This window comes from Lachnoclostridium phytofermentans ISDg, from assembly GCF_000018685.1.
GTDB lineage: Bacteria > Bacillota > Clostridia > Lachnospirales > Lachnospiraceae > Lachnoclostridium > Lachnoclostridium phytofermentans.
In genome coordinates, this window is sequence record NC_010001.1 from 986,853 (window position 1) to 1,012,865 (window position 26,013).

Sequence of the window (26,013 nt, forward strand, 5' to 3'; positions counted from 1 at the left end):
TTCAACATGTCCGATACAAGTCAAAGGAAGATGCCAATTACATATCTGCATTTTGTTATTGATCGGCATGCAATTATCCAAAGTTTTTACGGGTAGGCGACATAAAAATGCAGCTTACAAATTAACGGGAGGAATCGTATTATGAAGAAGAAAGCGCTCAGCTTACTTATGACAGTAGCTCTAGCAGCAACCTTATTTGCAGGTTGTGGAAAAAAGGATGAAGAAACAAAAGCACCAGTGGGAAGTGAGAATTCTGTAGATGGAGATAAGAAAGACTTATTTGCTCCAATCGCTAAAGAAGACTTAAAGATTGGTGTAATCCACATCACTAACCCTGCGGAAGGTTCTGGTTATACATATACTCATGATGTTGGTATTCAGGGTATGCAGAAGAATATCGGCTTAAATGATAATCAGATTATTAGAAAGAACAATGTAAATGATCAGGATCCTGTAGCAATTCGTAACGCAATTGAAGAGTGTATCGAAGAGGGAGCAAAATTAATCTTCGCTACAAGCTGGGGATACATGGATACTGTTGAAGCTTTGGCTGTAGAGCATCCGGATGTAATCTTTTCTCATGGTACAGGATATAAATCAAATGGTAGCAACTTTAATAACTATTTCGGCAGAATTTATCAAGCTAGATACTTAACAGGTATCGCAGCTGGATTAAAGACTACAAGTAATAAGATTGGTTATGTAGCAGCTTGGGGTAAAGAAAACTCTGAGGTAACTGGTGGTCTTGATGCATTTGCAATGGGTGTTTACTCTGTAAACCCAGAAGCTAAGGTTTATGTAAAAACAACTAGTAGCTGGTTTTCTCCTGAAGGTGAAGCAGCGGCAGCGGAAGCTTTAATCGCTCTTGGATGTGATGTAATTGGTCAGCACTGTGATACACCAAACCCTATGACAGCAGCAGAAGCAGCTGGAGTATTTGGCGTTGGTTATAACTCTGATATGACTAAGGATGCTCCAAAGGCAGTTCTTACTTCTGCTCTTTGGAATTGGTCAGCATACTACACTACAGCAGTTAAATCTGTTATTGAAGGAACTTGGGATGGAAGTAACTACTTTGGTGGTATGGCAGAAGGTTTAATCAATATTTCTCCATTATCTGATCTTTGTGCACCAGGTACAGAAGAGAAAATTGCGGAAGCTGAAGCAAAGATTAAGTCTGGTGAATGGGATGTATTCACTGGTGCTATCGAAACTAATGATGGTCAAACTATTGGTGAAGAAGGAAAATCTTTAGATGATGCTACAATTACTGCTGGTATCAACTGGTATTTCAAGAATGTAGTGGAAGACTAATTAATTAAAATAATTTTAATTGAGGGATTATAATTTTAGGGTGTTGCAAATAGAAAATAACATTGTTTGCAACACCCATATTATGTTTGAAAAGTTGATTTTTGGTTCGTAATCTAGTTATTAATTAAGGTAATGTGAATAAGTAATATGATTGAGAAATTGATCAAGTAAAGTGATTAAGTAAAGTGATTAAGTAAAGTGATTAAGTAAAGTGATTAAGTAAAGTGATTAAGTAAAGTGATTAAGTAATGTGATTAAGAAATGTAATTAAGAAATGTGGTACACAAGGATGTTATGAGATTGTAGTATCCATAATTAGTATATAGTTATTTTAATTCTAGATAAAGGATAAATTGACTTTACTTGGTATAGATAGTATGATTGGGAATGTCATAATTTCAAGAAAATTGTAGAAGAAAAGGACATGGAGGATATCTTATGGAGAAGGGGAAAGAACCTGTTTATGCAATTGAATGCAAAGGGATAACCAAAACCTTCGGTAGTGTTGTGGCAAATGACCACATCAACTTAAATGTAAAACAAGGTGAAATCTTAGCGCTCTTAGGAGAGAATGGTTCCGGTAAAACAACATTAATGAATATGCTTTCTGGTATATATTATCCAGACGAAGGTTCTATCTATGTTAGCGGAGAAGAAGCGATGATTAATTCTCCAACGGATGCAGTTAGTTTAGGGATTGGTATGATACACCAGCATTTTAAATTAGTAGAAGTATTTACTGCCGCTCAGAATATTGTGTTAGGGACGAAAGAAAAATTAGAATCTCCAAAAGCAATGAAGGAAAAGATTAATACAATTTGTAATAGGTTTGGCTTAGAAGTGGATTCCGATAAGAAAGTCTATGATATGTCAGTCAGTGAAAAGCAGACAGTAGAAATCTTAAAGGTTTTATATAGAGGTGCTCGTATCCTTATCTTAGACGAGCCAACAGCTGTACTTACTCCACAGGAAACGGAGAAACTTTTCAAAATTCTTCGTAAGATGAAAGAACAAGGAAATTCTGTTATTATCATTACGCACAAACTAAATGAAGTTCTTGAGATTAGTGACCGTGTTACCATCTTAAGAAAAGGACAAAGTATTGAAACAGTTGTAACAGCAGAATGTGATGTAAATTCGCTTACGGAACTTATGGTTGGTAGAGCAGTTAATCTTGAAATTGACCGACCGGAAGTGGCGAAGAAGGAAGCGATATTAAAATGTGTAGACTTAACGATTGATTCCTCCGATGGTACAAGAGGTATCGAAGATGTAAGTTTTGAAATTCGTACTGGTGAAATTCTAGGAATTGCTGGTGTTGCTGGCAGTGGACAGAAAGAACTTTGCGAAGGAATTGCTGGTTTATTGAAAGTAAAAAAAGGTGCAATTTTATATAATAAAGAAAATATTGTAGGGAAAACTCCTCTGGATATCATTAGCCTTGGAATTAGTATGAGCTTCGTACCAGAAGATCGACTTGGTATGGGCTTAGTAGCCTCCATGGGTATGACAGATAACATACTACTTAAGAGTTATAAAAAGGGAAAAGGTCCATTTGTCAGAAGAAAACCTGCGAAAAAGTTAGCTAGTGAGCTTGTGAAGAAGTTATCCATAGTAACACCTGGAATTGAAACGCCGGTTCGCCTGATGTCTGGTGGTAATGTTCAGAAAGTTTTATTAGGACGTGAAATAGAATCTTGTCCAAATGTACTAATCACGGCTTATCCAGTACGTGGACTAGATATTAATTCTTCTTACATGATTTATAATCTATTAAATGAACAAAAGAAAAAGAATGTAGCAGTCATTTATGTTGGAGAGGATTTGGATGTTCTCTTGGAACTATGCGATAATATTATGGTTCTTTGCCATGGAAAGATTACCGGAATCGTAAATGCGAAAAAGACTACCAAAGAAGAGCTTGGTATCTTAATGACTGGTGGAAGTACGAAGGAGGTGGCTAAGGGTGAGTAAAAGTATTGGAAAATCAGGAAAAAGCGAACCACTTATTCGAACAATAAAACGAGCAGAGTTACCTAAAAATCGTGCGTTAGCCCTAAGGCTTGCAGCTCTTTTCTTAGCATTAATTGCCGGAGCAATCTTTATTTTAAGTATCGGAAATAATCCATTTGCAGTATATACAACCATGGTAAAAGGAGCATTTCGTTCGAAGTTAGCATTTCAAGGTACGGTAAAGATAATGATTCCATTATTGATTACCTCTCTTGGTATTACCTTGGCATTTCGTATGAAATTCTGGAATATTGGTGCTGAAGGTCAGATCATTATGGGTGCCGTATTCGCATCTTATTTTGCTATTTTTCATGGAGACATGCCACATTGGCTATTAATCACAGTCATGATAATTGCTGGTATGATTGGTGGCGGTTTAACAGGACTATTACCAGCATATTTTAAGGCAAAATATAATACAAATGAGACATTATTTACGTTAATGCTAAATTATATCGCACTTAATTTTGTTGTATTTTTAAGAGAAGGACCATGGGCAGATCCTACTTCTCCAGGTTACAAAAAATTTGCTATATTCCCTGCAGAAGCTCGATTAGATAAAGTGTTCGGTATTCATGCAGGCTGGATTATTGCCATTATTGTACTTATTGTTGTATTCATCTATACGAAGTTTACAAAACAATGCTATGAGGTTGACGTAGTCGGAGAAAGTCAAGCCACTGCAAGTTATGCGGGTATGAATGTAAAACGCATTATTCTTCGTACTATGTTTTTAAGTGGTGCAATCTGTGGTTTGGTTGGTATGATTGAAGTTAGTGGTAATGCTGGTACTATGACAGAGGGTGTCTCAAGAGGTGTTGGTTTTACTGCAATTATTGTTGCTTGGTTAGCTAACTTAAAACCATTATCTATTTTTGTCATTGCTACTTTATTCAGTATCATGGAAAAGGGAAGTAGCGTTGTAGAATCTACTTTTGGCGTTTCAGAAGCCTGTGCAGATGTTCTCCAAGGAATTATTCTTTTCTTTGTTATTGGTTGTGAGTTCTTTATTCGCTATAAATTTGCAGTAAGAAAAAAAGGAGGTAAGGCATAATGGATTTTGGTATGATCATTATTTTTATTGCAGCCTCCATAACCTCTGGTACTCCAATCCTTTTTGGTACCTTGGGTGAAATCGTTACTGAGAAGGTTGGTCACTTAAATTTAGGTGTAGAAGGTATGATGGCAATCGGAGCTTTTGCTGGTTTTATGGCGGGATATACTACAGATAGCTTTGTGATTGCGATTCTTGCAGCATTTTTGGCCGGAGCGTTAGCTGCACTAATCTATGGTATCTTAACGATTACGTTTATGGCAAACCAGAATGTTACAGGTTTAACCTTAACCATTTTTGGTGTAGGACTTGCAAATTTTTGCGGTCACTTTGCTAGAAAAAGCTTAGGTGTAGAATCCTTAAAACTTCCAGAAAATATCACTGCACAGATGAGGGCAATTCAAATTCCTGTTCTTAGTGATATTCCTGTAATCGGACCTTTGCTATTTTCTTATAATCCATTTGTTTACCTTGGAATTATTATAGCGATTCTTCTTGCATTCTATTTTAATCGTACAAAACGCGGGCTTAACGTTAGAGCAATTGGTGAAAACCCTGCTGCTGCAGACGCTGCTGGTATAAAGGTTACTAAGTGGAAGTACATTAATGTATGTCTTGGCGGTGGTATCTGTGGAATCGGTGGTGCATTTACCATTATGATTATCAATAAAGGTGTTTGGATCAGTGACTGTGTAAACGGTCTTGGATGGATTTCTGTAGCACTTGTTATCTTTGCTTCCTGGAATCCTAAAAAAGCAATCTTTGGTGCTTTTATCTTTGGTGCTCTTCGCCAATTAAAGTATTATGTACCTAGTTCTGTTGGAATTCCAGGTGCAATCTACGATATGATTCCATATATTATTACGACTATTGTTTTAATTATGGCGTCAGTAAAGAATTCAAAGAAGAATGCTCAACCAGCTTCTTGTGGAGTGAATTATTTCCGTGAGGAGCGTTAGAGCATAGAGAAACATTTAACTGAATCGGTGATCGGTAGAAGAGGTGGAGTGTTCAAAAACGGAAGGGTTTCAGGAGTCTGTTTTTGGACACTCTTTTTATAACTAGAGATTCTACATCTTTTGTTCTGAACTTTATATATGAACATAAAATCCTACGTGTTTTGATTGTTTTATTGAAAATGCTATTTATACATAGTCTGAGAAGCCTGGAATTCCAAAGGTGTCATGCCGGTTTTTTTCTTCATAACATGACAGAACGCTGCCGCATCGTGAAAGCCACAGGAGTATGCTGCCTCAGTGACAGAAAACTTGCCCTCTGATAGCATGCCCATGGCCTCCTTCAATCGGAATTGCTGGAGATACTGCTTGGGAGCGCATTTGGCGAATTCCATAAAAATCTTATATAAATAAGTTCTATCTATGCCGACGTAACCAGCCAGATCACCGATTTTTAACGGGTATCCATAATTTTGCTCTATATATTCTACTGCTTTCTCATAATATCTCCGTTCATATTGTTGCGTCCCTTTTTCTGTCTCACCATAAAATAAAGCCAAAACTCTATAAAAACATCCTTCCAGATCTATGGGATTACTGTCGTGCTGATGAAAGGCTGAAAGAAGATCCTGGATTTTTTTTACGTCTCTATCTCTAATGATTGCTGGGGAAACATATCGGTTCATTCGAAAGCAAGTCTGATCCAGGAGTTTTTCCACGTCTGGTCCGTCAAAAGATACCCAAGCATATATCCATGGTTCCTTCTTGTCAGCCTGATAATAAGTGATTTCTTCAGGGTAGATTAGAAACGCCTGTCCTTTTCCAAGAGTATATGTATGCCCTGACGCTTGATAGAACCCCCTTCCTTTTAGAATTATATGCATCAGATAATGATGGCGTATCGCTGGCCCGAAGAAGTGGCCAGCTTCGCATTCCTCCCATCCACTATAAAAAACTCTCATAGAGCTCATGAGTACCCTCCATTCTTGTATTCAACATTTTTACAATCATTAGGAAACATTTTAGATATCTATTCCATCAGTCTCATTATACAATGGTTTCTTGAAAATACAATAATAAGTAAAGGAGAATATTATGATTAAAATTACGTTTATGGGTGCGGGAAGTACCATATTTGCAAGGAATGTATTAGGAGATTGTATGTGCACCGAAGCGCTTTGTGAAAGCGAGATAGCCTTATATGACATTGATGCTGAACGGCTTTCAGATTCTAAAATAATATTGGACGCAATCAACAAAAATGTAAACGAGGGAAAGGCTGTTATAAAAACTTATTTAGGAGTGGAAAATAGAAAGGCTGCTTTAAAGGGTGCAAGCTTTGTGGTCAATGCCATCCAGGTAGGCGGTTACGATCCTAGTACTATTATAGATTTTGAGATACCGAAGAAATTCGGTCTACGCCAGACCATTGCTGACACACTAGGCATCGGCGGCATTATGAGAGGACTACGCACAATTCCAGTCATTCAGGAATTTGCTGCAGATATGGAGGAGATGTGCCCAGACGCCCTATTCCTCAATTATACGAATCCCATGGCCATTCTGACTGGCTATATGCAGCGTTATACCAATATCCGTACGGTGGGCCTCTGCCACAGTGTCCAGGTGTGTTCAGAGCATCTCTTAAAGGACCTTGGCATGGATGATAAGCTGGAGGGCCGTAAGGAGCTGATTGCTGGAATTAACCATATGGGATGGTTGTTAAAGATACAGGATAGATATGGTAATGACCTGTATCCTGAAATTAAAAAAAGAGCTGTTGTCAAGAACTCTACTTCCCCACATAAAGATATGGTTAGGTATGAATACATCAACCAGTTTGGATATTACTGCACCGAATCAAGCGAACACAATGCGGAGTATAATCCGCTTTTTATCAAAAACAGATATCCTGAGATGATTGACGGGTATGGCATTCCCCTGGATGAATATCCTCGTCGCTGCATCAAGCAGATTGCAGAATGGGAGGCTGAAAAGGTCGGAATCCTGCAAAATGGTCAGATTACCCATACACGATCTGCTGAATATGCCTCCTATATCATGGAAGCAATTGTCACCAACAAACCTTATGTCATCGGAGGCAATGTGTTAAACAACGGTTTAATTGACAATCTTCCCTCAGATGCCTGCGTGGAGGTTCCTTGTCTTGTGGATGGTAATGGAATCACGCCATGCCATGTGGGTCGCCTACCTGTTCAACTGGCTGCTATGAACATGACCAATATTAATGTCCAGCTTTTGACTATAGAAGCAGCAGTAACCAAAGATCGTAGCCATATTTATCAAGCTGCCATGCTAGATCCTCACACAGCTGCAGAATTGAATATCTCTGATATCCGCTGTATGTGTGATGAGCTAATTGCAGCTCATGGGGATTACATGGCGGAATTCCAATAATGAGATTGGAAAATTCACACAATAAACATCATGACTCGTGTAGATTTCGGGGTGCAGCTGAATATAAACTGCTGCGCTGGGTGAGAGGAGAAAACTATGGAAAAAATCAATAATTTAAAACAGCGGATGCTTCCTGCGCCAAAGAACGGCGGTTTTTGGATGGAAGATTATTGGGTATGGTGCGGAAGCGTGGCAAAGGGGGAAGATGGAAGATATCATATGTTTGCTTCCAGGTGGCGGGGGACGCTCCCTATGCATCCAGGCTGGCTACTGGAATCGGAGATTGTTCGGGCAGTATCGGAGCGTCCCGAAGGTCCTTATACCTATGAAGAGACGATTTTCCCAGCCAGAGGCCCCCAGTACTGGGATGGAAGAATGACTCACAATCCACACATTATGAAATATGGGAATACCTGGGTGCTCTATTATACAGGAAGTACACATCCATTCGCAGATGTTGCAGCAAGCGAGCAGATAGACCTAGATAATCCCAAAGTCATTACTGCACGAGCCAACAAGAGAATAGGAGTGGCTGTGGCGGACCGGATCACCGGCCCATGGAAACGGTTTCCGGAACCGATTCTTCCAACCCGTCCAGATTCCTTCGATAATTTGTTAACATCTAACCCAGCACCTTGTTTTGAAGAAGATGGAAGTGTATTGATGATGTATAAGTATAGGCATTATAATAATCCACCCTACTTAGGCCAGCTTCATAGTTCAATGTCTTTAAACGTCGCATGGGCAGATTCCTATATGGCACCTTATGTGAGGAAAGAAGGCAGCTCGCTGTTCCCAGATGATGTGGAACTGGAAGACCCTTTTATCTGGAAGCAGGAAGGAGAATACCGAATGATCGCAAAAGACATGTTGGGAAATATCTGCGGAGAAAAGTATGGAGGCGTATATGCTAGATCTATAGATGGAAAAGATTGGACTCTTCAATATGGTGAAGCTGCATTTTCCCGCAGGGTGCTTTGGGATGACGGGCAAGAAAGATGGATGGGAAATATGGAACGTCCTTTTATTTTGTTTGAAAATGAAAAACCGGCTTTCATTTTCTTTGCCACATCCGACGGAACCAATGGTTTTTGGGATGCTTCCAAGACATGGAATATGGTAATTCCCTTAAAGAATGATACAATGAACTAAGGAAATGGTTGGCGTAAGAGTAGGTTAAGCAGAAGATGGAGGAGGGATAGCGTGTTTTCAATTTTACTTGTAGATGATGAGCCGCTTGCATTAAAGGGCAATCGGATCATCATCGAACGATCTGGATTGGATATCAATCGGCTGTACGAGGCAAAAGATGGGGTGGAAGCATGGACACTGCTACAAAAGCAACCGGTGGATTTAGTCATTACCGATATTAAAATGCCTGGTATGGATGGAGTGACGTTATGCCAGAAGATTTTTGAGACTGGGATGGTGGCAAAGACCATTATTGTATCGGGATATTCGGAGTTTCAGTATGCCAAAGAGGCCATTCGGTATTCAGTGAAGGATTATATTTTAAAGCCTGTCCACAGTGAAGAACTGATCCAGTCAATTTCTAGTGTGTTGTATCGAAATCAGCCGCAGCTGGAGGAACTAGACTTAGAGAAGCATGATTCTATTCCACACAGGGAGCTTGAAAATATTCTGGTGCTGCTGCAGCAGGGGCTATGGATGGGGCAGGAGAAGGATGTGGAAAAAGGGATGAAGCTTTACCGGGCAGCGATGGAGCAGGTGAAAGATAAACGCTGTCTACCGGTATCGGAGAATTTTTGTTGTTTGCTGGCGGAAAAATTGTCATTAAAGACAGGATGTCTTATTGATGTGGAACCTAACTTTAGTATGTCTGCAGAAAGAGAAGAAATTTTAAATGAAACAGCCACCTTCATTACTCAGCTCAGAAGTGACCTTTTGCATAAAAGATCCCATACGGATTATACGGACGTACTGATGGGCATGGCGAAAAAATATCTAGAGGAGCATTATAATCAGGATATCATGCTCACAGACCTAGCTGCTAGAACAGGCTTTAGTACCAATTATTTTAGCCAGATCTTTAAAGAAAAGATGGGGAAGACTTTTGCACAGTTCCGCACGGAGATTCGCATCCACAAGGCCATGGAGCTTTTAAATTGGAGTGGAAAAAATATTACGGATATTGCCATGGAGGTGGGATATAACGATTCCACTTATTTTATCCGTGTATTCAAGGAAATTACAGGACAGACTCCCAGTGAGTATAAGAAGAAGCGGTCAGACGGTAAAAAGAAACGATAGAGAACGCATGGAGGCTGAATGAAAGATGGAGTTGTTGAAATGGAGAGCCAAGAGGACAGGAGACGAAAGGAAAGAAAGGGAGGGGACAAGCAAACGAGGAGCGAGAAATTGGATTAAGCATAGGGGCAATTTGGTGTCCGGTTTGAAGGAGTGCTATGAAAACCGGCCATTATTTCAACAGTTTGCCACAGCCTTTATCGCACTAGTATTTCTACCTATTCTGTGCGTCACCCTGTTCAGCTATTTTAATGGTTCTAGGAAAATCCTGCAACAGTATGAGGAGATTCTGTTGCAGGCTACCACAGATATCAATGATAAGCTTGTCGGTTCCATGAGAGAGTTAGACTGGCTGACTTTGCAGATTGCGAATCAGGAGCAGACAAAAAACTTTGTAGTTCAATCACCTGGAAACTTTTATGAAAAGTACAAAATGAAGCAATGGTGCGACAACCAGCTTTTTTTAAAACGGATATTGACGGACAATAAGTATGTGGGTAGGCTTAGCATCATCGGTGATAGTGGTATTGAGTACAGTATTTACGGGGATGAAGCTCAGGAGTATGATAAAAATTTATATAACCATAAGGCTATTATAGAAAAGGCTTATGCTTACAGGGACAATCTTCCAGCAGATGGAAGATTTGTTGTTTTTTTGAGCAGACTGAAAGAAAATTCTCAAACTGTTTATCTAACAGCAGCCAGAAGGTTTCCGGCAGGTGACTATTTCAGCATGAAGGGTTCGGTCATTATTGAAATACAGGCGAGAATGCTTGGTCAAATATTCTCTGGAATCAATGTACGTGGAGGTTCTGTCTGTGTGCTCAATGAAGACAAAGATATTATATTCCATACGGACACAAAAAAAATCGGGAAGCCAGGGACAGAGTATCTGGACATGTCACTACTTTCGGGAACTCAGGGCAGTTTCACCGTTAAAAGGGATGGAGAGCGAGTATTTACCACCTACAGTGCAGACAAGTTGAGTGGATGGATTTCTCTCATAGAACTCCCGGTGGGCCAGATGGAAGACCCCATTCAAAATGTTAGAACTATCTTAATATATATGCTTCTCATTGCTGTACCACTGACCCTCTGGCTGGGTTACCAGTTCACTAAGGCAATTTTGGAACCAATCCACCAGTTGGAATGGTATATGGATCAGATTGGCAGCGGAGAATGGAAAAAAGTGATTGGATACGTCCCTGGTAATGAAATTGGTACCTTGATGAAGCAATACAATCGGATGGTGGATAAAATTCAAGAACTGATAAAAAAAGTGTATAAGGCAGAGTTGCAACAGTCTCAGGATAATTTGGAAAAACGTAAGGCCCAGCTTCAGGCACTGCAGACACAAATCAATCCTCATTTTCTTTACAATACTCTGGGTGCAATCAATACTTATGCCATGGAAGCGGAGCAACCTGAAATAGAGCAAATGATCGGTGCACTTAGTAGTATGTTCCGGTATGCGGTGCAGGATGTCTTAGAGCCCGTACAACTGGCGGATGAAGTAGCCCATGTGAATCATTACTTGACCATCATGTGGTACCGTCATCGGATTATGCCTCAGATCATATGGGATGTGGATTCCTGCATGGATCAGCAGATCCTGCGTCTGACAATTCAGCCGATCTTGGAGAATGCGTTTCAGCATGGGTTCGAAGGGGGAGTCAGTGAAAAGGATTTTATCCGGATTCAGGCCAGGAAAGAAGATGATGTTATTGTAGAGATTGAAGACAGCGGAAACGGCATACCGGAAATGGAAGAAGGGCATATCTACCGTTTGTCGGAGGTACCGGGGGTTAAATTTGGAATCGGGCTTATCAATGTGAATAAACGAATCCAGATTGTTTATGGGGAAGCTTATGGAATTCTGTTATTCCGCAATGTAGAGGGAGGAACCACAATACGCTTAGCCTTACCTTGTCTGAAACATAAAGTAATATAGTACAATAAATAAGCTAAAAATTTGATTATTTCGTAAAAAAGTACAACATAGTAGGAGAAAAGTTAAGGTTTTCAAGTTTTAATTTATATATAATTGCTAATAGGAAGAAAAAATTAGACGCTGCAAAGGAGAATGTGTAGAATGAAGCGATGTATACAAATTAGTCTTGGAGGATTTGCAGAATACTGGTGTACTGATGCTCTAGCGGCAGTGAAGCGTAAGTCAATTGGAGGCACTGAAATTGCTGGGATATCCGGAATAAGCAGAGGAGGGGCGGTATGACAGACTTGGAAAAACAGCTTTCAAGGAAAGAAATCAAGGGGAATTTGAAAAAATATCGGATGCTGTATGTCATGGTTATTCCGGGAATTTTATATTTTATCATATTTAAGTACGTTCCCCTGTTTGGAAATGTGATTGCTTTTCAGGAATATAATATTTTCAAAGGTATTTCTGGCTCCAAATGGGTAGGTTTTAAAAACTTTATCATGCTGTTTCAACATGGAGATTTCATACCAATTTTGAAGAACACAATTATAATCAATTTTTATGACCTGCTCTTTGGCTTTACAGCACCTCTTATTTTAGCCCTGATGATTAATGATATCTCCAGTTCGTGGTTTAGAAAGGGAGTTCAACAAATTGTCTATCTACCACATTTCCTCTCATGGACCATCTTAGGAGGAATCGTGATCACGCAACTGTTGTCACCTTCCCAGGGGCTTATAAATATCATTCTGCAAAAGATGGGAATGGAACCGGTTTATTTCATGACGGAGGTCAAGTTGGCCAGAGGGATCGTGGTACTTTCAGGTATATGGAAGGAAATTGGATGGGGAACCGTGGTGTATTTGGCAGCTATAACTTCCATCAGCCCTAGCCTATATGAAGCAGCCAGCTTGGATGGAGCAGGAAAATTCCGACAGATGTTGAACATTACACTTCCCAGCATTATACCGGTGATAATCACACTATTTCTACTTCGTATTGGCCATTTCCTGGATTTTGGCTTTGAACGTATCTGGGTGTTCCAAAATGCCTCCAATACTTCTGTGCTAGAGACATTTGATACATATATCTATAAGGCGGGACTTTTACAGGGACGTTACAGCTATACGACGGCAGTTGGGCTTTTTAAATCAGTAGTAGGCTTTCTGCTATTGTACGGAGGTAACATATTCAGCAAGAAAACAACCGGAGAAAGTCTGTTTTAGGTAAAAACTGCAGAAAGGGAATGGTAAAACAGTATGAGAGTTAAGGTAAATCCGATGAGGCGGATGTATATATGGATCAGCACGATTCTTTTGAGCCTTTTGTGTATGATAATGGTGCTTCCTCTGATTAAGGTAGTTTCAGAAAGCTTTAGCAGTAAGACATTTATTGAACAGAATGCGGTGTTGTTTTGGCCAAAGGGGTTCAATGTGGAAGCTTATTCAAAAGTTTTTCAGAATCGAAATATCTTTGTGGCGCTTCGTAATTCTATTGTAGTTACATTATTAGGAACGACGATTAATCTGGTTATGACGGCCACGATGGCATATCCATTATCAAGAACAGAGTTTAAATTTAAAAAGCCTATATTGCTGATGGTGACCCTGACTATGATTTTTACTTCACCGATGATTCCTTCCTATTTGGTGATCAAGGGGATGGGTTTAGATAACAGTATTTGGGCTGTTATTCTGCCTGGAATGATCAGCGGATATAATTTCTTTATTATGCGGTCCTTTTTTGCAGGGGTGCCAGGAGAACTGATAGATGCTGCCCGGATTGATGGGAGTGGGGAGTTTGGGATTCTGTTTAAAATAGTGCTTCCGATGTCAAAAGCGGTTATGGCTACAATGATACTGTTCTATGGGGTCAATCATTGGAATGCGTTGCAGCAGCCCCTCATTTACCTACGCAGCCCCAAGGTTCAGACGCTGCAGATCAAATTGTATCAGATTCTCATGGAAGATAATACATCTATGGTGGACGTTGGAGTACTTCAGATTGCACCGACGACCATTAAGATGGCGACGATTGTTATTTCGACGATCCCGATTTTAATTGTGTATCCATTCCTGCAAAAGCATTTTGCAGCAGGAGCTATGTTGGGATCAGTAAAGGAATAAGTACTTCGGAAAAGTAGATCGTTTCTTGACGCGATTTTACTTAAATAAAAATGGAGAATGGAGAATGGGTATGAAAAAAAGAAAAATGACAGCCCTTTTGCTGGCAGTCGCAATGGTGGCAGGAGTTATCACGGGATGTGGCAAAGGTGCCACACAGGGGACGGAAACAAATGGTACACAAACAAATGGTAAAGGAGAGGAAGCTCCCTTAAAATATACTCTTTCCATGTCAAATGGGCTTAATGAGTATATTATGCAGTCTACGGATATCAACCAGGATAAATGGCTTAAGGATTTTGATGCACGTTACAACGTGGACGTTGATATAAATCTCCTGGATCATAAACGTTTTGTGGAAGAAATGCAGATGATGTTCGCCTCCGGAAAAATTCCAGATGTGGTCAAATGTTATGAAAACTACACCCATCCAGGAATGTGTAATGCGGTGGAAAATGGTGTGTTTCAATCTTTGGATGAGTATCTGGTAGATGCAGAGGAAAAGTACCCGAATCTGATGAGAACCATTCCAAAAGAAATATGGGATTATAACAAATATGAAGGAAAGATTTACGGAATACCGGTTGTGTATTTATCTGAGACAGCAAGAAGAGCGACCTACATCCGTAAGGATTTGTTGGACAAAGCGGGCCTTGAGGTACCAAAGAACTTAGACGAGACAGTAGCGGTTTTAAAGGCTTTTAAGGATATGGGATTAGAGTACCCTTATGCAGGAAGAGAAAAATGGAGCTACACGGATATATTTTTCGGAGCGTTCGGTGTGAATCCAACCACCTGGAATTTAAATGAAAATAACGAACTAGTACCTGATATTATCCGCCCACAGATGAAAGAGGCACTTACTTTTCTTCATATGTTGAATGAGGAGGGGCTAATGGACCCTGAATCCCTTACGACAACCAGTAGCGATTGGCTTAATAAGATCTATTCCGGAAAAGTGGGGATGTTTGATCATAATGCCACACAAATCGCTTCTTTCAATTCCAGTTTAAGACAGAATGTGCCAGATGGGGAGTTTGTTTTAATCCAAAGTCCTGAAGGACCTTATGGGGATAAGGGAGCTTACAAGTATGCTCCGGTGTTGGAGAGTATTTATTTTAATAAGAATTTTAAGTATGTAGACAGATTCTTAAAACTCCTAGATGAGATGTGCACAGACGAAGCCCAAGATTATTTAAGCTATGGTATAGAAGGAGAAAATTGGACTAAAAAAGCGGATGGTTCTATTGAATATACATATCCCGATAGTGTTCTGGGAGAAGATGAGACGCGATTCCGTAAGTTTTTAGGATTTATCAAGGATGATGCCTATGATGTGCGATTGACGCCATATCTCCCAGGGGGAGAAGAATTGATGAGTTGGATGCAGAATGTTGGACCGATGGAAGGAACGGACAATATTAATCCAGGTAATCTGGAAAGCCTACTGACGCACCCTGAACTGGATCCAAAGACCTGTGACTTGTTTTATGAAATGTCTGCTAAGATTTTTTATGGACAAGAGCCAGTGGACACGTTTGACAAATTCGTTGAGGAATATAAGAGTAGAGGTGGAGACCAAGTTATCAAAGAAGCCACAGAAAAATATGAGGCAGGTAACGTATTTTACTGTAGATAAGAGAGAATTGAGACAGCATGTTTAAAGGCTGCAGGGAGTTTGAGAGATGAAGGAAGCAGAATTAATTCAGAAAATAGAAGCAAAAATGGTTTTTATGCTGGAACATTTGGGAGACTGTGTGCCATGGTATGGTGAGGACGGCGTATACCATGGATGGCAAGAGGATTCCTGGGTCAGTGGCTTTTGGCCAGGGATGCTGTGGATTTTGTATGACTTAACAGGAAGGGAGAGTTATAAGCAAGCGGCCTGGGAGTGGGATGGCAGGATCGAGCAGTGCTATTTAAGAAATTCTAACCTTCATCACGATGTGGGGTTCCAGTTTCTACCTACGGCGGTGATGAAGTATAAGCTGACCGGAGATGAGGATGGAAGACGCAGGGGACTTTTTGCGGCCAATTTTCTGGCAGGTCGCTTTAACCTAGCAGGAAGTTTTATCCGGGCGTGGAATTTAGATAAGATTGGATGGTCTATCATTGATTCTACCATGAATTTATCCCTTCTATTCTGGGCGTCCAATGAGACAAAAGATCCTAGGTTCCGACAAATTGGCGTGGCACAAGCGGAGACAGTTTTAAAGCACTTTATCAGGCCGGATGGATCTGTTTGTCACATACTTTCTTTTGACCCCGAGACAGGAGCATTCCTTGAGCCATTGGGAGGCCAGGGATACGATAAAGATTCTTCATGGAGCCGGGGGCAGGCTTGGGCAATATATGGGATGGCTAATGTATACCGTTATACAGGGGATAGACGATTTTTAGATGCCGCGAAGCGAGTCGCCCATTATTTTCTGGCAAATCTAGAGGAAACGGGAATTCCTTGTTGGGATTTTCGTGTTCCACACAGAGAAAAAGAACCTTGGGATTCCTCGGCGGGAGCCATTGCTGCCTCAGGCCTTTTGGAACTTGCGGAAGTAGACGAGTGGGATGGGAGCTTTTACCGAAAGGCAGCTATGCGTTTGCTTGAAAGCCTTACAGAGCATTGCGGTGCTTTAGAAGAAGTAGAGTACCAGGGCCTTTTAAAGCATGGAACCGGAGAGAAACCCAAGGGAGCACAAGTGGATGTGTCACTAATATATGGAGACTATTTTTATTTGGAGGCACTAGCTAAGCTTCACGGCTGGAACCACAGAGTATTTTAGAGGGGGGAAAGAATAATGGGTGAAATCAAGTGGATGCAGGACCGGGTCTATGGTTTGATGGTACATTATCTAAGCCACATAATGCCGAAAGAAGGAGAGAAAAGGCAAAGTTGGGATGAGATGACTGCTACATTTCCGATACAACAATTCTGTGATGCGGTGGCGGACTCAGGAGCCGGCTGGGTGATCTTTCCCTTGGGTCAGAATACGGGATATTATTGTTCTGAAAATGCCGTGCTGGAGCAGTACTGGCCAGGAAAATGCTCCCAAAGAGACCTGATGCTAGAACTAGCTGAGGCACTTTCAGAGCGGGATATTAAGTTAATAGTCTATCTGCCGTCTGAGGTGGACGCAGCTCCAGAAGAAGAACGTAAAGCGCTGGGCTGGGAACAGGATTCCCATGATAAATCAGTATTTATGGAACGCTATATGGGAATTATCCGGTACTGGTCACAAAAATTCGGGAAGCTGGTTTCTGGATGGTGGTTTGATGGTTGCTATAACGCAGGGGAGAAGACCTTTACAAGAACTCATAGCTGGGATAACACCCGATTCGATTATTTGCGCTGGCAGATGGCAGCCCGGGATGGCAATCCTGATGCCGTGATTGCTATGTGTCCAGGAGCGGAGGACATGAGATATGTATTTCGGGATCAGGATTACCTGGCCGGAGAGGCAAATACTCTGAATCATTTAAATGAAGGACCGCTGATCGACGGCATGCAGTGGCACTGTCTGGTATGGCTGGACTGTTTCTGGATGCACGGTAAGGAGCCAGGAGAGATCGTGCCGCCTAGGTTTTCTGACCAAGAGGTGACGGATTTCGCACTCCAGTGCCAGCAGCAAAAAGGCGCTATCACCTGGAATGTGGGAATCTATGAAGATGGAGTTATGGCTGAAAAAACATTGGAACAGATTAGGGAAGTGAAGAAAAACATAGAGAATTCTAGAATTACAGGATAAGATCTAATAGAACTGGGCTGTCGTACTAAGTAAATTAGTACGACAGCCTCTTTGTATCCAATAACCCATCGGCTGTGCAGGTGCAACCCTAATTAGCATTTGCAACGCAGTTGCTTATTTGTCTTTATGAAGAAGAACGTCAGTATTTATATACGGGTGATTTGGTTTATATGGGGTGCTTGTATGCTTTCTATCCTACCACCGACCCTATATTATATATGAAGTCTATTAAGAAGGTGAAACAATTGCCAATCAGAAGGTTGTTTCCAGCGCATCATTCCTTGAAGATTCCGGTTAATTTTCCTGATGAAATAGAGAAGGGTTTTGAACAGCTTATGTTAGAGGGAAAATTAGTTCAAGGGAATGGAGTATTTGAATTTGAACATTTTAAAATACATATATGATTGCAGTAGAGCATGGTTAAAGTACGTTACTGATTATGATTTTAGAATAAAAAGTAATTGTTATGATTTTAGAATAAAGCATTATTGTTTGATTTTAGAATGAAATTGACAGAAAAGAGAAAATAAGATAAGATGAAAGCGTTTTATGTAGCTTAGAGTCTCTCTTATACCTTTCGTATGTTACGTTTAAGTGCGTTTGCTGAGAGGACTTCATAATAAGGATAAAAGAATTCGTAGAGAGGAATTTTTGATTCTCTATGAATTAGAACAGGAAAGAAAGGCACTAAGGTTAATATGGACATAAAAGTTTTAGCACTCGATTTAGACGGAACACTAACAAATAGTGAGAAAAAAATTACTCTAAATACAAAAGAAACCCTACAAAGAGCGATGGAAGATGGAGTAACAGTGGTACTTGCTTCTGGAAGACCTTTGGTTGGGATTAAGCCTTTAGCAAAAGAGTTGGAACTTTCAAAATATAGTGGATATATCCTGGCTTATAATGGTGGTCAAATCATTGATTGCCATACGGGAAAAGAAGTATATCAAAAAGTACTTAATGTGGAGAGAATAGCATCAATCTATGAAGTGGCTAAACAATTTGGTGTAGCAATGCTCACATATGATGGTGAGGATATTATAACAGAAGACGACACAGACCCATATGTTTTACGTGAATGTTTTATCAACAAAGTAAAAGTACGTAAAATTGAAGATATTGTTAGCCATGTAACCTATCCGGTACCAAAATGCCTTGTGGTTGGTGAGCACGAAAAACTCCTTCCTGTGAGAGATTATTTAAAAGATAAATATGGGGATGAACTTAGCATCTATTTCTCTGAACCATTCTTCCTTGAAATCATGCCTTTAGGAGTTGAAAAATCCGCATCCCTTGAACTCTTGTTAAACCGCTTACAGTTAAGCAGAGAAGAATTAATGGCGTGCGGAGATGGACTTAACGATATTACGATGCTTCAATACGCTGGCCTAGGTGTGGCTATGGGTAATGCATGCAACGAAGCAAAAGAAGTATCGAAATATATTACTGCAACCAATGACGAGGATGGAGTAGCAAAAGCGGTGAATCGCTTTATTCTAAGTGGGGAAGAGATGGTTGGTTAAGCATTTGTTGTTGCAATAAATCTATACAACTACTGAGATATCAGTTTGAAAAGGGAACTCATTTGCTGAGTTATTAGTAAAATCAATCTGATATCCAGTACCATCTTTAAATATAAAACCATTGGAAAGGTCAATTTTGATATAGCACATGTTTGGATCAGCTTCGTTGTTGTGAGCAAAATACCAAGGCTCAAATATTTTAGTCAAAGTTTCTCTGATTTCAAGATTTTGTGCTTCCAATGGATGGCCCAATATCGTTGCAACGCCTTGAAAACGATAAAGATGATTACAGAGAGAAACATTTTTATTTTGCTCTATCTCCTTCGCCTTTTGAGATTTCGCGTAGGTCACGATGTAAAAGACTTTGTTTTCATAATAGGTGTCGATAAAACGAACGGAAGGGATATTGTTACTTGAAGTAGCAAGAGCAAATTGATAATCTTTAGAGAATAATTCATTCATAACGATAAGACTTTTTTCGTATGTGGTCATGTGAAATCCTCCTTTCAATGTATTCTATTATTCCCAAGTACCTAATCTGGCGAATAATTTTAGTATACATTAATTGGAAGGATGTAGCAATATTTTATTTAGAAGCCCCCCTTTTGTTGGATGTATCTGACTAACAAAAGGGGGGCTAATCTTAACTAATAATCTATTTAGTTGCTTCTTACGCTTCTCTCAATATAGGAAAGAATACCATAAAGCGCAGTTGCAACGATGAATAAAATTACTTACGTTATATATCGCCATATAGCTTTTGGCTTCGCAATAAATCCAAAGCATATTCTTGAACATCAAAGCTATTTTGATGTTTCTTTAGATTCGCGATAAAACAGCTTGGACATACTTTAGAACCATTGTAAGCGGGATAAAAAAAACAACACTCACACTCTGAAATCGACCAAACAAGTTGATTAATTTCAGTATTAAAGAAATGTTCGTAAATTTGCTTATCGGTATCTGGAAATTGTAGCTTTGCTTTTCGCAACCAATATTTATAATCTGAGAAGGCATAGCCAGCTGCTTCTTCAGATAAATCAAAACGTTTTATAACGTCCGCTAAATTTTTGCATCCAGAATAGTGTATGACAATTCTAGGGGCAAGTAAATTTGTAGCAAAAAAATTCGCCTCTCGTTCTTCGGCTTCAGAGCGATTTTCTTTATGGTTAAGCATGATGTGACCTAGTTCGTGTATAAGAGAAAACCGTATTCTTTTATCAAGTATTTTATCATTATAGTAAATCTCATTTTTTAGGGTAAAAGCTTCTTCACTGACTAATAAACAATGTTCCTGTTTTTTTCGACTAAGCGAAGAGTAGCTCTTACAAGTAATTCCGCACTTACTTATCAAATCAAGACAGTCAAGGGGGAATGAGGAAATATTGCAGATTTGGTAAACCTCCAATATTTTTTCTAAAATATTTTGTTTGTTCAAATACTCACCTTCTAATTATTCATCGGATAAGAGGGTTCTAATGATGTCCTGTTTCTGTTCTAAAGTTAACCTTTTTCCATTTCGTGCGATTAAAGATTGAATATCTTCATACGTAGGTTCGTATGACTGTTCACTGTTACCTTCTGCCATAACTTCCATCTGCTCTACTGTAATACCTAAGTTCTTACATACAGTAATTACAGTATTTACACTAGCTTTACCAACGCCGTTTTTTAGCATGGTATAAAGTGTTGTATATGGAATTCCACATTTTTCAGCAAAAGATTTTAAACTATATCCTTTTTCTTTTATTAACTGTTCTAATATCTTAGCTTTCTCCATAGGGACACCTCTTTCTAATAACTTGATTATATACGAAATAACGAATTTTGTAAACAATATATTTAATAATTTTGAAAATAAATACGAAAATCCGAATTTTTATCTTGACATAGTTCGAAAATACAAATATAATTACTAGTACAAATACGGAATAACGTATTAAAAGAATAGAGGGTATTGAAAATAAATATTATTAGCTAAAACTTAATAAGGAGAGTGAAAATAATGAGTATTGCAGTTGCAGAGGATATTGCAAAAAGAGCGGCCAAGGAAGCATTAATGGAATATGTAAGAGAGAGTAAAGAGGTTGCGAAAAAGGAAGTTAGAAAGAAGACAAGAAAGTTAATGGCGAATTACAATAGTATAAAAGCTCACGTGGAGGAGGGGGTATCAGAAGCGATGGAGATGGAGATTGATTTTGTTCGTGAGGATTTGGACGAAGATGATCTTTATATAATGAGCATTCGTAGAAGTAGAATTCGCAGTATGATTATGATGTCACATATAGATAAATGTCTTGACTTATTAAAGGCGGAACAAAAACGAAGAGGAACCCCAGAGAAATATGAAATATATAATGGTCACTATATTAAGGAAAGAACTTATGAAGAATTAGCGGAAAGGTTTCATTGTTCCGAACGTACTGCTATGAGGTGTGTTTCTGAGTTAGATGATATGATATCTGTTCTTCTATTCGGAATGGAAGGTATTACCTACGACTGACAAAAGGCTGTCATTATGTTGTCATTTACATGTCATTAAGGCCGTGTTAAACTTGTATCATGAAAAGTTGTATGGTTTTAGAAATACACTAAATTTGTATTTATGTTATAGCAAAAGTAACGATAATCCTACTAGGAAGAACCTAGCTATGGTATTTGTTATTTTGAAACTAAGATTTTGATACATCAAAAAACATGAGAAAAGAGTGATATCTCGACTGGCAAAAGGCTGTCATAATGATGTCATTTACATGTCATTAAGCTCATGTTAAACTTGTATCATGAAAAGTTATACGATTTTCTAAAACTTAAAATTTTGCTACTTTTCGAAAGAGAGAGGAAAGTAATAGTTTATAAAGTATTCTGTCTTAGGAGTTTTCTAAGATAGAGTACTTTTTTTATTGCCAGACAATATTACTAGTACTATATAAGAATTCAAATCAGAATCTATCTTGTAGTAATTCTATGAATGTAAAGATATAATGGATATTACAAAAAAAGAATGCTTTGGAACTTAATAATTATTTGGGTTCTATCCTCTCTCTAATTTGTTTCATGTAAGTATAATTTTCGTTATGTTATAACGATTGATTGAATGAGGTTTTTTTATGTATGATTACAGGATTGTGATTGTATGGCTGTTTCTCTATATTAAGTGAGTCGTACAGTTAATGTTATAAGGAATTGCAGTTGATTTTATATAAGGCAGAGATACTCGATATTTTTTCAAGTATCTCTGCATTTTTTATTCAAGGATAAATTGTATTTTTAAGTACATTTCCTGTATCTCAGAGAAGAAAAAACAATTAATTTCATAACTTACATGAGGAATTTATATATTCAAAATCTATGTAAAAGCATGGAATACTTGAAAGGAGGTGAAACAATGAGAGTATACGAAGCGACGGTTGATAAGAGGCCAAGGGAATGTTGTGCATGCCCCATTGACGGTAAAGTACGAGCCAGATGGCCATGTGGCACTGTAATTAGGGTTAATTTTAATGGAAGTTCAAAATATATTAAAATCCCTAATGATAAGTGTTCACTTAGGCTTGAGAAACAATAGGGCAAAGTTTGGAGGTAGGAATGATTCGTAACCTATTAGATGGTGTTACCAATGAACTACTAAAATTTTCTACAGATGCAAGGATTTATGTAGGAAGTGAAAAACAAGAAAAGATACTTCCTTGTTATGTGGTAAAGCCTTCTACTATTCAATATGGAAGTGGCAGAGAAGGAAGGCGAACAAAAACATATACTCTTCAGGTTTTTTATTATCCAGAGGGTGATATCACTACAGAGGCTGTACAGATAGAAGACGAGCTTGGAGAGATATTAGAAAAAATAACAGTAAATGATATTGTAATAAAGAATTCAGGAATAAAGTCTGAAATGGTGGAGGGGGCTGTAATGTGTACTGTAGATTATATCGTTAACTATACCAAAACAGATTCAAAACCACAGACTATGAAGTCCTTATTACAGAAAGAGAGGATTGAATAGGTTGAAGAAAAAAGAAACAAGCAATGTATCTCAAAAATTTTATTCGAAATCCTCCCTGCTTGCGGCGAAAAGATATAAAGAAAGCCGCGATTTAGTTGAGGGATTATTACAAGAGGATAGAGAATATGAGATTTCAGAAGTAGATCAGATGATTGAAAATTATTTGAAAGGGAAGGTAGAGTAATATGCTAGGTGGAGGAACATTTACAAGTCAAAATAAGAAAATTCCAGGAACATATATTAATTTTGTTAGTGCCGCGAAGGCAGAAGGGGTATTATCAGAAAGAGGTATCGTAGCATATGCGGTAAACCTCGATTGGGGTAATGATACGGAAGTTTTCCAGATTAGTAAGGAGGAATTCCAGAGAAATTCCTTGAGTTTATTAGGTTATGAGTATGCGGCAGAAGCACTAAAGCCATTCCGAGACTTATTTCGACATGCAACAAGAGTTTTGTTGTATCGTTTAAATCCAGGAACAAAGGCCACAAATAATTATGCAACAGCGAAATATTCTGGTACCAGAGGAAATAGTCTTAAGGTTGTGATTGGTACAAATCCAGATGAGGAAGATAGATGGGATGTGAGTTTATATCTTGGAACGACATTGGTTGATGAACAGCGAGGTATAGCAAGTGCACAGAATCTTGTAGACAATGATTATGTCGTTTATCAAAAGGACGCAACCCTTACACAGACTGCCGGTACTCTTTTAGCAGGTGGTACAAACGGTGAAGTAACTGGTGAGAAACATAAGAGTTTCCTAAATGCGATTGAAGGATATCATTATCACATCTTAGCATGTGATTCTATGGATGAACCAACGAAGGAATATTATGTAGCATTTACAAGAAGATTACGTGAAGAATTGGGAATAAAATTTCAAACAGTTTTATTTGGTAAAGCTGCTGATTATGAAGGTATTATTAATGTAAAAAATAATGCAACTCTAATCCCTTGGGTTGCTGGTGCACAAGCTGGATGTGGTATTAATAAGTCCATCACTAATATGACTTATGATGGGGAGTTAACTATTAAAGATACTTATTCTCAGGCAAAATTAGAAGACTCTATCGAAGCTGGCGAATTCGTATTCCATAAGGTGGGACAAGAATACCGTATATTGGTTGATATTAATTCTAAGACAAGTGTGACACCAGAGAAAGGTCAGGATTTTAAGAAGAACCAAACGATTCGTATACTTGATCAGATTGGAAATGACGTTGCTTCCATTTTCAATAATAAATACAATGGTAAGATTGCGAATGATGTATCAGGAAGAGTATCTTTCTGGTCAGATCTTGTAACTTATTTTAAGCAGCTGGTTAGCATCCGTGCGATTGAGGATTTTGACAGCCAGGATGTTGAAGTATTACCAGGAACGGAAAAGACAGATGTTATTGCAAACAGTGTGATAACACCGGTTAGTAGCATGGAAAAACTTTATATGACAGTGATTGTACAGTAGGAGGGTATGGGTATGAATCAAATTACAATGAATGCGAAAGACACAATTTCATCATCACTAGCGGAATGTTTTGTTACAATTGGGGAAGAAAGATTTAATGCTTTTCATTTTACACAGTTCGAGGCAAGCTTTAAAAAGTTAAAAAAGAAGGTCCCAATCTTAGGTAGTACGGGGAAAGGAAATAAAACAACAGGCTGGGAGGGTACGTTTAAAGCCACGATGCATTATAATTCCTCAATCTTTCGCCGTATGCTGATGGCATATAAGAATACAGCCGAAGATGTATATTTTGAAATTCAAGTTACAAACGAAGATCCTAATTCCAGTTCAGGAAGACAAACCATCGTATTTAAAAATTGTAATATGGATGATGGTATTTTAGCAAAATTCGATGCATCCAGTGATGATACATTAACCGAAGAAGTGAATGGAACCTTCGATGACTTTGAGATGCCAGAAGAATTTAAGGTATTAAAGGGTATGGTTTTATAGGGAATGTGATAGTTTTCTAGGGACTAGTGTTATGATATAGGGGTTGTTTATGTATGGCAGTTATTGATATATAGGCGTGAAAGACGCTCTATTTTTTTATAGATATTATTTATGCGGAGCTAATTGGGATTCATGGGAGTGAAAAGAAACCCAAATTAGCTCTGCTTTTTTTAGAATACATTAAAAAAGCTATGTTTACATGATAAATAGTGTTCATGATTGAAAGGAGATTATTATGAGTTTACAGTTATTTATGAAAAAAAACAAAAAGGTGAAAGAAAATGTGTTTTATGCACCAACAAAGTCCTTACTAGATGAAAATGGCCTTCCTTTAAATTGGGAGTTTCGTCACGTATCCACCAAAGAAGATGAAGATATTCGAGAGTCCTGCACTATGGATGTGCAAATTACAGGAAAGCCAGGGGCATATCGCAAGAAAATTGATACCAACGCTTATATTGCTAAATTAGTTGCAGCCTCTTGTGTCGTTCCAAACTTAAATAATGCAGAGCTTCAAGATAGTTATGGCGTTAAGAAACCAGAAGATTTGTTAAAAGAGCTGGTGGATGATCCGGGAGAATACCAAGATCTTTTTGTATTTATTCAAAAGTACAATGGTTTTGATACTTCGATGGAGGAAGAAGTTGAAGAAGCAAAAAACTAATCAATGGAGAGGATAGTGAGGCTTCTTATGCT

The 26,013-nt window shown here is 38.7% G+C and carries 27 protein-coding genes; 23 read left to right on the plus strand and 4 right to left on the minus strand.

The features are described 5' to 3' along the window. The first annotated feature begins 141 nt into the window (after window positions 1-141). The 4 genes from CPHY_RS04100 (at window position 142) to CPHY_RS04115 (ending at window position 5,340) form a co-directional block, all read left to right on the plus strand. Complete coding sequence (locus CPHY_RS04100) at window positions 142-1,314, plus strand: BMP family ABC transporter substrate-binding protein (RefSeq protein ID WP_012198794.1); 1,173 nt, start codon at window positions 142-144, stop codon at window positions 1,312-1,314. Window positions 1,315-1,752: 438 nt separating this feature from the next. Next, window positions 1,753-3,288 (plus strand): ABC transporter ATP-binding protein, encoded by a 1,536-nt coding sequence (locus tag CPHY_RS04105; protein WP_012198795.1) that lies wholly within the window; start codon window positions 1,753-1,755, stop codon window positions 3,286-3,288. Continuing rightward, entirely contained in the window at window positions 3,281-4,381 is a 1,101-nt protein-coding gene (locus CPHY_RS04110) for an ABC transporter permease (RefSeq protein ID WP_012198798.1), read from the plus strand. Before CPHY_RS04105 ends, CPHY_RS04110 begins: the two co-directional genes overlap by 8 nt. Then, the gene (locus CPHY_RS04115) at window positions 4,381-5,340 is read left to right on the plus strand and encodes an ABC transporter permease (protein WP_012198799.1); all 960 of its coding nucleotides are present in this window, start codon (window positions 4,381-4,383) and stop codon (window positions 5,338-5,340) included. The genes CPHY_RS04110 and CPHY_RS04115 overlap by 1 nt, the downstream gene beginning before the upstream one ends. 182 nt (window positions 5,341-5,522) lie before the next feature. Here CPHY_RS04115 and CPHY_RS04120 read toward each other — a convergent pair whose 3' ends face one another. After that, complete coding sequence (locus CPHY_RS04120; protein ID WP_012198800.1) at window positions 5,523-6,308, minus strand: AraC family transcriptional regulator; 786 nt, start codon at window positions 6,306-6,308, stop codon at window positions 5,523-5,525. 124 nt (window positions 6,309-6,432) lie between these two features. Between CPHY_RS04120 and melA the strand changes: the two genes are divergently transcribed. From melA to CPHY_RS04175, 12 genes are all read left to right on the plus strand, one after another. After that, window positions 6,433-7,755: an alpha-glucosidase/alpha-galactosidase gene (melA, locus tag CPHY_RS04125; RefSeq protein WP_012198801.1), complete on the plus strand. Its 1,323-nt coding sequence runs from the start codon at window positions 6,433-6,435 to the stop codon at window positions 7,753-7,755. Window positions 7,756-8,007: 252 nt separating this feature from the next. After that, window positions 8,008-8,907, plus strand: coding sequence for a glycoside hydrolase family protein (locus CPHY_RS04130; protein ID WP_242657965.1), 900 nt, complete (start codon window positions 8,008-8,010; stop codon window positions 8,905-8,907). 51 nt (window positions 8,908-8,958) lie between these two features. Continuing rightward, window positions 8,959-10,026 carry a response regulator gene (locus CPHY_RS04135; RefSeq protein WP_012198803.1) on the plus strand — a complete coding sequence of 356 codons (1,068 nt, stop codon included), beginning with the start codon at window positions 8,959-8,961 and terminating at the stop codon, window positions 10,024-10,026. A gap of 25 nt (window positions 10,027-10,051) precedes the next feature. After that, entirely contained in the window at window positions 10,052-11,974 is a 1,923-nt protein-coding gene (locus CPHY_RS04140; RefSeq protein ID WP_012198804.1) for a sensor histidine kinase, read from the plus strand. A 141-nt stretch (window positions 11,975-12,115) separates the two neighbouring features. Beyond that, window positions 12,116-12,256 (plus strand): hypothetical protein, encoded by a 141-nt coding sequence (locus CPHY_RS21600; RefSeq protein WP_157668650.1) that lies wholly within the window; start codon window positions 12,116-12,118, stop codon window positions 12,254-12,256. Further along, entirely contained in the window at window positions 12,253-13,188 is a 936-nt protein-coding gene (locus CPHY_RS04145; RefSeq protein ID WP_012198805.1) for an ABC transporter permease, read from the plus strand. Before CPHY_RS21600 ends, CPHY_RS04145 begins: the two co-directional genes overlap by 4 nt. Window positions 13,189-13,293: 105 nt before the next feature. Further along, the gene (locus CPHY_RS04150; protein WP_157668651.1) at window positions 13,294-14,088 is read left to right on the plus strand and encodes a carbohydrate ABC transporter permease; all 795 of its coding nucleotides are present in this window, start codon (window positions 13,294-13,296) and stop codon (window positions 14,086-14,088) included. A 70-nt stretch (window positions 14,089-14,158) separates the two neighbouring features. Beyond that, entirely contained in the window at window positions 14,159-15,724 is a 1,566-nt protein-coding gene (locus CPHY_RS04155) for an extracellular solute-binding protein (RefSeq protein ID WP_157668652.1), read from the plus strand. Window positions 15,725-15,830: 106 nt separating this feature from the next. Next, window positions 15,831-16,865, plus strand: coding sequence for a glycoside hydrolase family 88 protein (locus tag CPHY_RS04160; RefSeq protein ID WP_198301333.1), 1,035 nt, complete (start codon window positions 15,831-15,833; stop codon window positions 16,863-16,865). A gap of 15 nt (window positions 16,866-16,880) precedes the next feature. Beyond that, window positions 16,881-17,828, plus strand: a complete 948-nt coding sequence (locus CPHY_RS04165) for a hypothetical protein (protein WP_012198809.1) — start codon at window positions 16,881-16,883, stop codon at window positions 17,826-17,828. A 110-nt stretch (window positions 17,829-17,938) separates the two neighbouring features. Continuing rightward, complete coding sequence (locus CPHY_RS04170; RefSeq protein WP_012198810.1) at window positions 17,939-18,232, plus strand: MBL fold metallo-hydrolase; 294 nt, start codon at window positions 17,939-17,941, stop codon at window positions 18,230-18,232. Window positions 18,233-18,526: 294 nt separating this feature from the next. Further along, complete coding sequence (locus tag CPHY_RS04175; protein ID WP_012198811.1) at window positions 18,527-19,354, plus strand: Cof-type HAD-IIB family hydrolase; 828 nt, start codon at window positions 18,527-18,529, stop codon at window positions 19,352-19,354. Window positions 19,355-19,375: 21 nt separating this feature from the next. On the opposite strand, the gene CPHY_RS04180 is transcribed toward CPHY_RS04175, so the two are convergent. From CPHY_RS04180 to CPHY_RS04190, 3 genes are all read right to left on the minus strand, one after another. Continuing rightward, a complete protein-coding gene (locus tag CPHY_RS04180) occupies window positions 19,376-19,846 on the minus strand; it encodes a pyridoxamine 5'-phosphate oxidase family protein (protein ID WP_012198812.1) in 471 nt (156 codons plus the stop codon). 247 nt (window positions 19,847-20,093) lie between these two features. Continuing rightward, the gene (locus tag CPHY_RS04185; RefSeq protein WP_012198813.1) at window positions 20,094-20,792 is read right to left on the minus strand and encodes an ImmA/IrrE family metallo-endopeptidase; all 699 of its coding nucleotides are present in this window, start codon (window positions 20,790-20,792) and stop codon (window positions 20,094-20,096) included. A gap of 15 nt (window positions 20,793-20,807) precedes the next feature. Then, window positions 20,808-21,134 carry a helix-turn-helix domain-containing protein gene (locus CPHY_RS04190; RefSeq protein WP_012198814.1) on the minus strand — a complete coding sequence of 109 codons (327 nt, stop codon included), beginning with the start codon at window positions 21,132-21,134 and terminating at the stop codon, window positions 20,808-20,810. Between the two features lie 225 nt (window positions 21,135-21,359). Between CPHY_RS04190 and CPHY_RS04195 the strand changes: the two genes are divergently transcribed. The 7 genes from CPHY_RS04195 (at window position 21,360) to CPHY_RS04225 (ending at window position 25,981) form a co-directional block, all read left to right on the plus strand. Further along, the gene (locus CPHY_RS04195; RefSeq protein ID WP_012198815.1) at window positions 21,360-21,857 is read left to right on the plus strand and encodes a hypothetical protein; all 498 of its coding nucleotides are present in this window, start codon (window positions 21,360-21,362) and stop codon (window positions 21,855-21,857) included. An 885-nt stretch (window positions 21,858-22,742) separates the two neighbouring features. Further along, a complete protein-coding gene (locus CPHY_RS04200) occupies window positions 22,743-22,922 on the plus strand; it encodes a hypothetical protein (RefSeq protein WP_041703174.1) in 180 nt (59 codons plus the stop codon). Window positions 22,923-22,942: 20 nt separating this feature from the next. Beyond that, window positions 22,943-23,359, plus strand: coding sequence for a phage tail terminator family protein (locus CPHY_RS04205; RefSeq protein WP_012198816.1), 417 nt, complete (start codon window positions 22,943-22,945; stop codon window positions 23,357-23,359). A 1-nt stretch (window position 23,360) separates the two neighbouring features. Further along, on the plus strand, window positions 23,361-23,543 hold the full coding sequence (locus tag CPHY_RS04210) for a hypothetical protein (protein ID WP_041703176.1): 183 nt from the start codon (window positions 23,361-23,363) through the stop codon (window positions 23,541-23,543). A 1-nt stretch (window position 23,544) separates the two neighbouring features. After that, entirely contained in the window at window positions 23,545-24,825 is a 1,281-nt protein-coding gene (locus CPHY_RS04215; RefSeq protein ID WP_012198817.1) for a phage tail sheath family protein, read from the plus strand. 12 nt (window positions 24,826-24,837) lie between these two features. Beyond that, window positions 24,838-25,317: a phage tail tube protein gene (locus CPHY_RS04220; RefSeq protein WP_012198818.1), complete on the plus strand. Its 480-nt coding sequence runs from the start codon at window positions 24,838-24,840 to the stop codon at window positions 25,315-25,317. Between the two features lie 235 nt (window positions 25,318-25,552). Then, window positions 25,553-25,981 (plus strand): phage tail assembly chaperone, encoded by a 429-nt coding sequence (locus CPHY_RS04225; protein WP_012198819.1) that lies wholly within the window; start codon window positions 25,553-25,555, stop codon window positions 25,979-25,981. The last annotated feature ends 32 nt before the right edge of the window (window positions 25,982-26,013 follow it).

Bases quoted from the DNA above. Each gene is read 5' to 3' on its own strand.
- CPHY_RS04100 (WP_012198794.1), top strand. From the start codon at position 142: ATGAAGAAGAAAGCGCTCAGCTTACTTATGACAGTAGCTCTAGCAGCA.
- CPHY_RS04105 (WP_012198795.1), top strand. From the start codon at position 1,753: ATGGAGAAGGGGAAAGAACCTGTTTATGCAATTGAATGCAAAGGGATA.
- CPHY_RS04115 (WP_012198799.1), top strand. From the start codon at position 4,381: ATGGATTTTGGTATGATCATTATTTTTATTGCAGCCTCCATAACCTCT.
- CPHY_RS04120 (WP_012198800.1), bottom strand. From the start codon at position 6,308: ATGAGCTCTATGAGAGTTTTTTATAGTGGATGGGAGGAATGCGAAGCT.
- melA (WP_012198801.1), top strand. From the start codon at position 6,433: ATGATTAAAATTACGTTTATGGGTGCGGGAAGTACCATATTTGCAAGG.
- CPHY_RS04130 (WP_242657965.1), top strand. From the start codon at position 8,008: ATGCATCCAGGCTGGCTACTGGAATCGGAGATTGTTCGGGCAGTATCG.
- CPHY_RS04140 (WP_012198804.1), top strand. From the start codon at position 10,052: ATGGAGTTGTTGAAATGGAGAGCCAAGAGGACAGGAGACGAAAGGAAA.
- CPHY_RS21600 (WP_157668650.1), top strand. From the start codon at position 12,116: ATGAAGCGATGTATACAAATTAGTCTTGGAGGATTTGCAGAATACTGG.
- CPHY_RS04145 (WP_012198805.1), top strand. From the start codon at position 12,253: ATGACAGACTTGGAAAAACAGCTTTCAAGGAAAGAAATCAAGGGGAAT.
- CPHY_RS04150 (WP_157668651.1), top strand. From the start codon at position 13,294: ATGATAATGGTGCTTCCTCTGATTAAGGTAGTTTCAGAAAGCTTTAGC.
- CPHY_RS04155 (WP_157668652.1), top strand. From the start codon at position 14,159: ATGAAAAAAAGAAAAATGACAGCCCTTTTGCTGGCAGTCGCAATGGTG.
- CPHY_RS04165 (WP_012198809.1), top strand. From the start codon at position 16,881: ATGGGTGAAATCAAGTGGATGCAGGACCGGGTCTATGGTTTGATGGTA.
- CPHY_RS04175 (WP_012198811.1), top strand. From the start codon at position 18,527: ATGGACATAAAAGTTTTAGCACTCGATTTAGACGGAACACTAACAAAT.
- CPHY_RS04180 (WP_012198812.1), bottom strand. From the start codon at position 19,846: ATGACCACATACGAAAAAAGTCTTATCGTTATGAATGAATTATTCTCT.
- CPHY_RS04190 (WP_012198814.1), bottom strand. From the start codon at position 21,134: ATGGAGAAAGCTAAGATATTAGAACAGTTAATAAAAGAAAAAGGATAT.
- CPHY_RS04195 (WP_012198815.1), top strand. From the start codon at position 21,360: ATGAGTATTGCAGTTGCAGAGGATATTGCAAAAAGAGCGGCCAAGGAA.
- CPHY_RS04200 (WP_041703174.1), top strand. From the start codon at position 22,743: ATGAGAGTATACGAAGCGACGGTTGATAAGAGGCCAAGGGAATGTTGT.
- CPHY_RS04205 (WP_012198816.1), top strand. From the start codon at position 22,943: ATGATTCGTAACCTATTAGATGGTGTTACCAATGAACTACTAAAATTT.
- CPHY_RS04215 (WP_012198817.1), top strand. From the start codon at position 23,545: ATGCTAGGTGGAGGAACATTTACAAGTCAAAATAAGAAAATTCCAGGA.
- CPHY_RS04220 (WP_012198818.1), top strand. From the start codon at position 24,838: ATGAATCAAATTACAATGAATGCGAAAGACACAATTTCATCATCACTA.
- CPHY_RS04225 (WP_012198819.1), top strand. From the start codon at position 25,553: ATGAGTTTACAGTTATTTATGAAAAAAAACAAAAAGGTGAAAGAAAAT.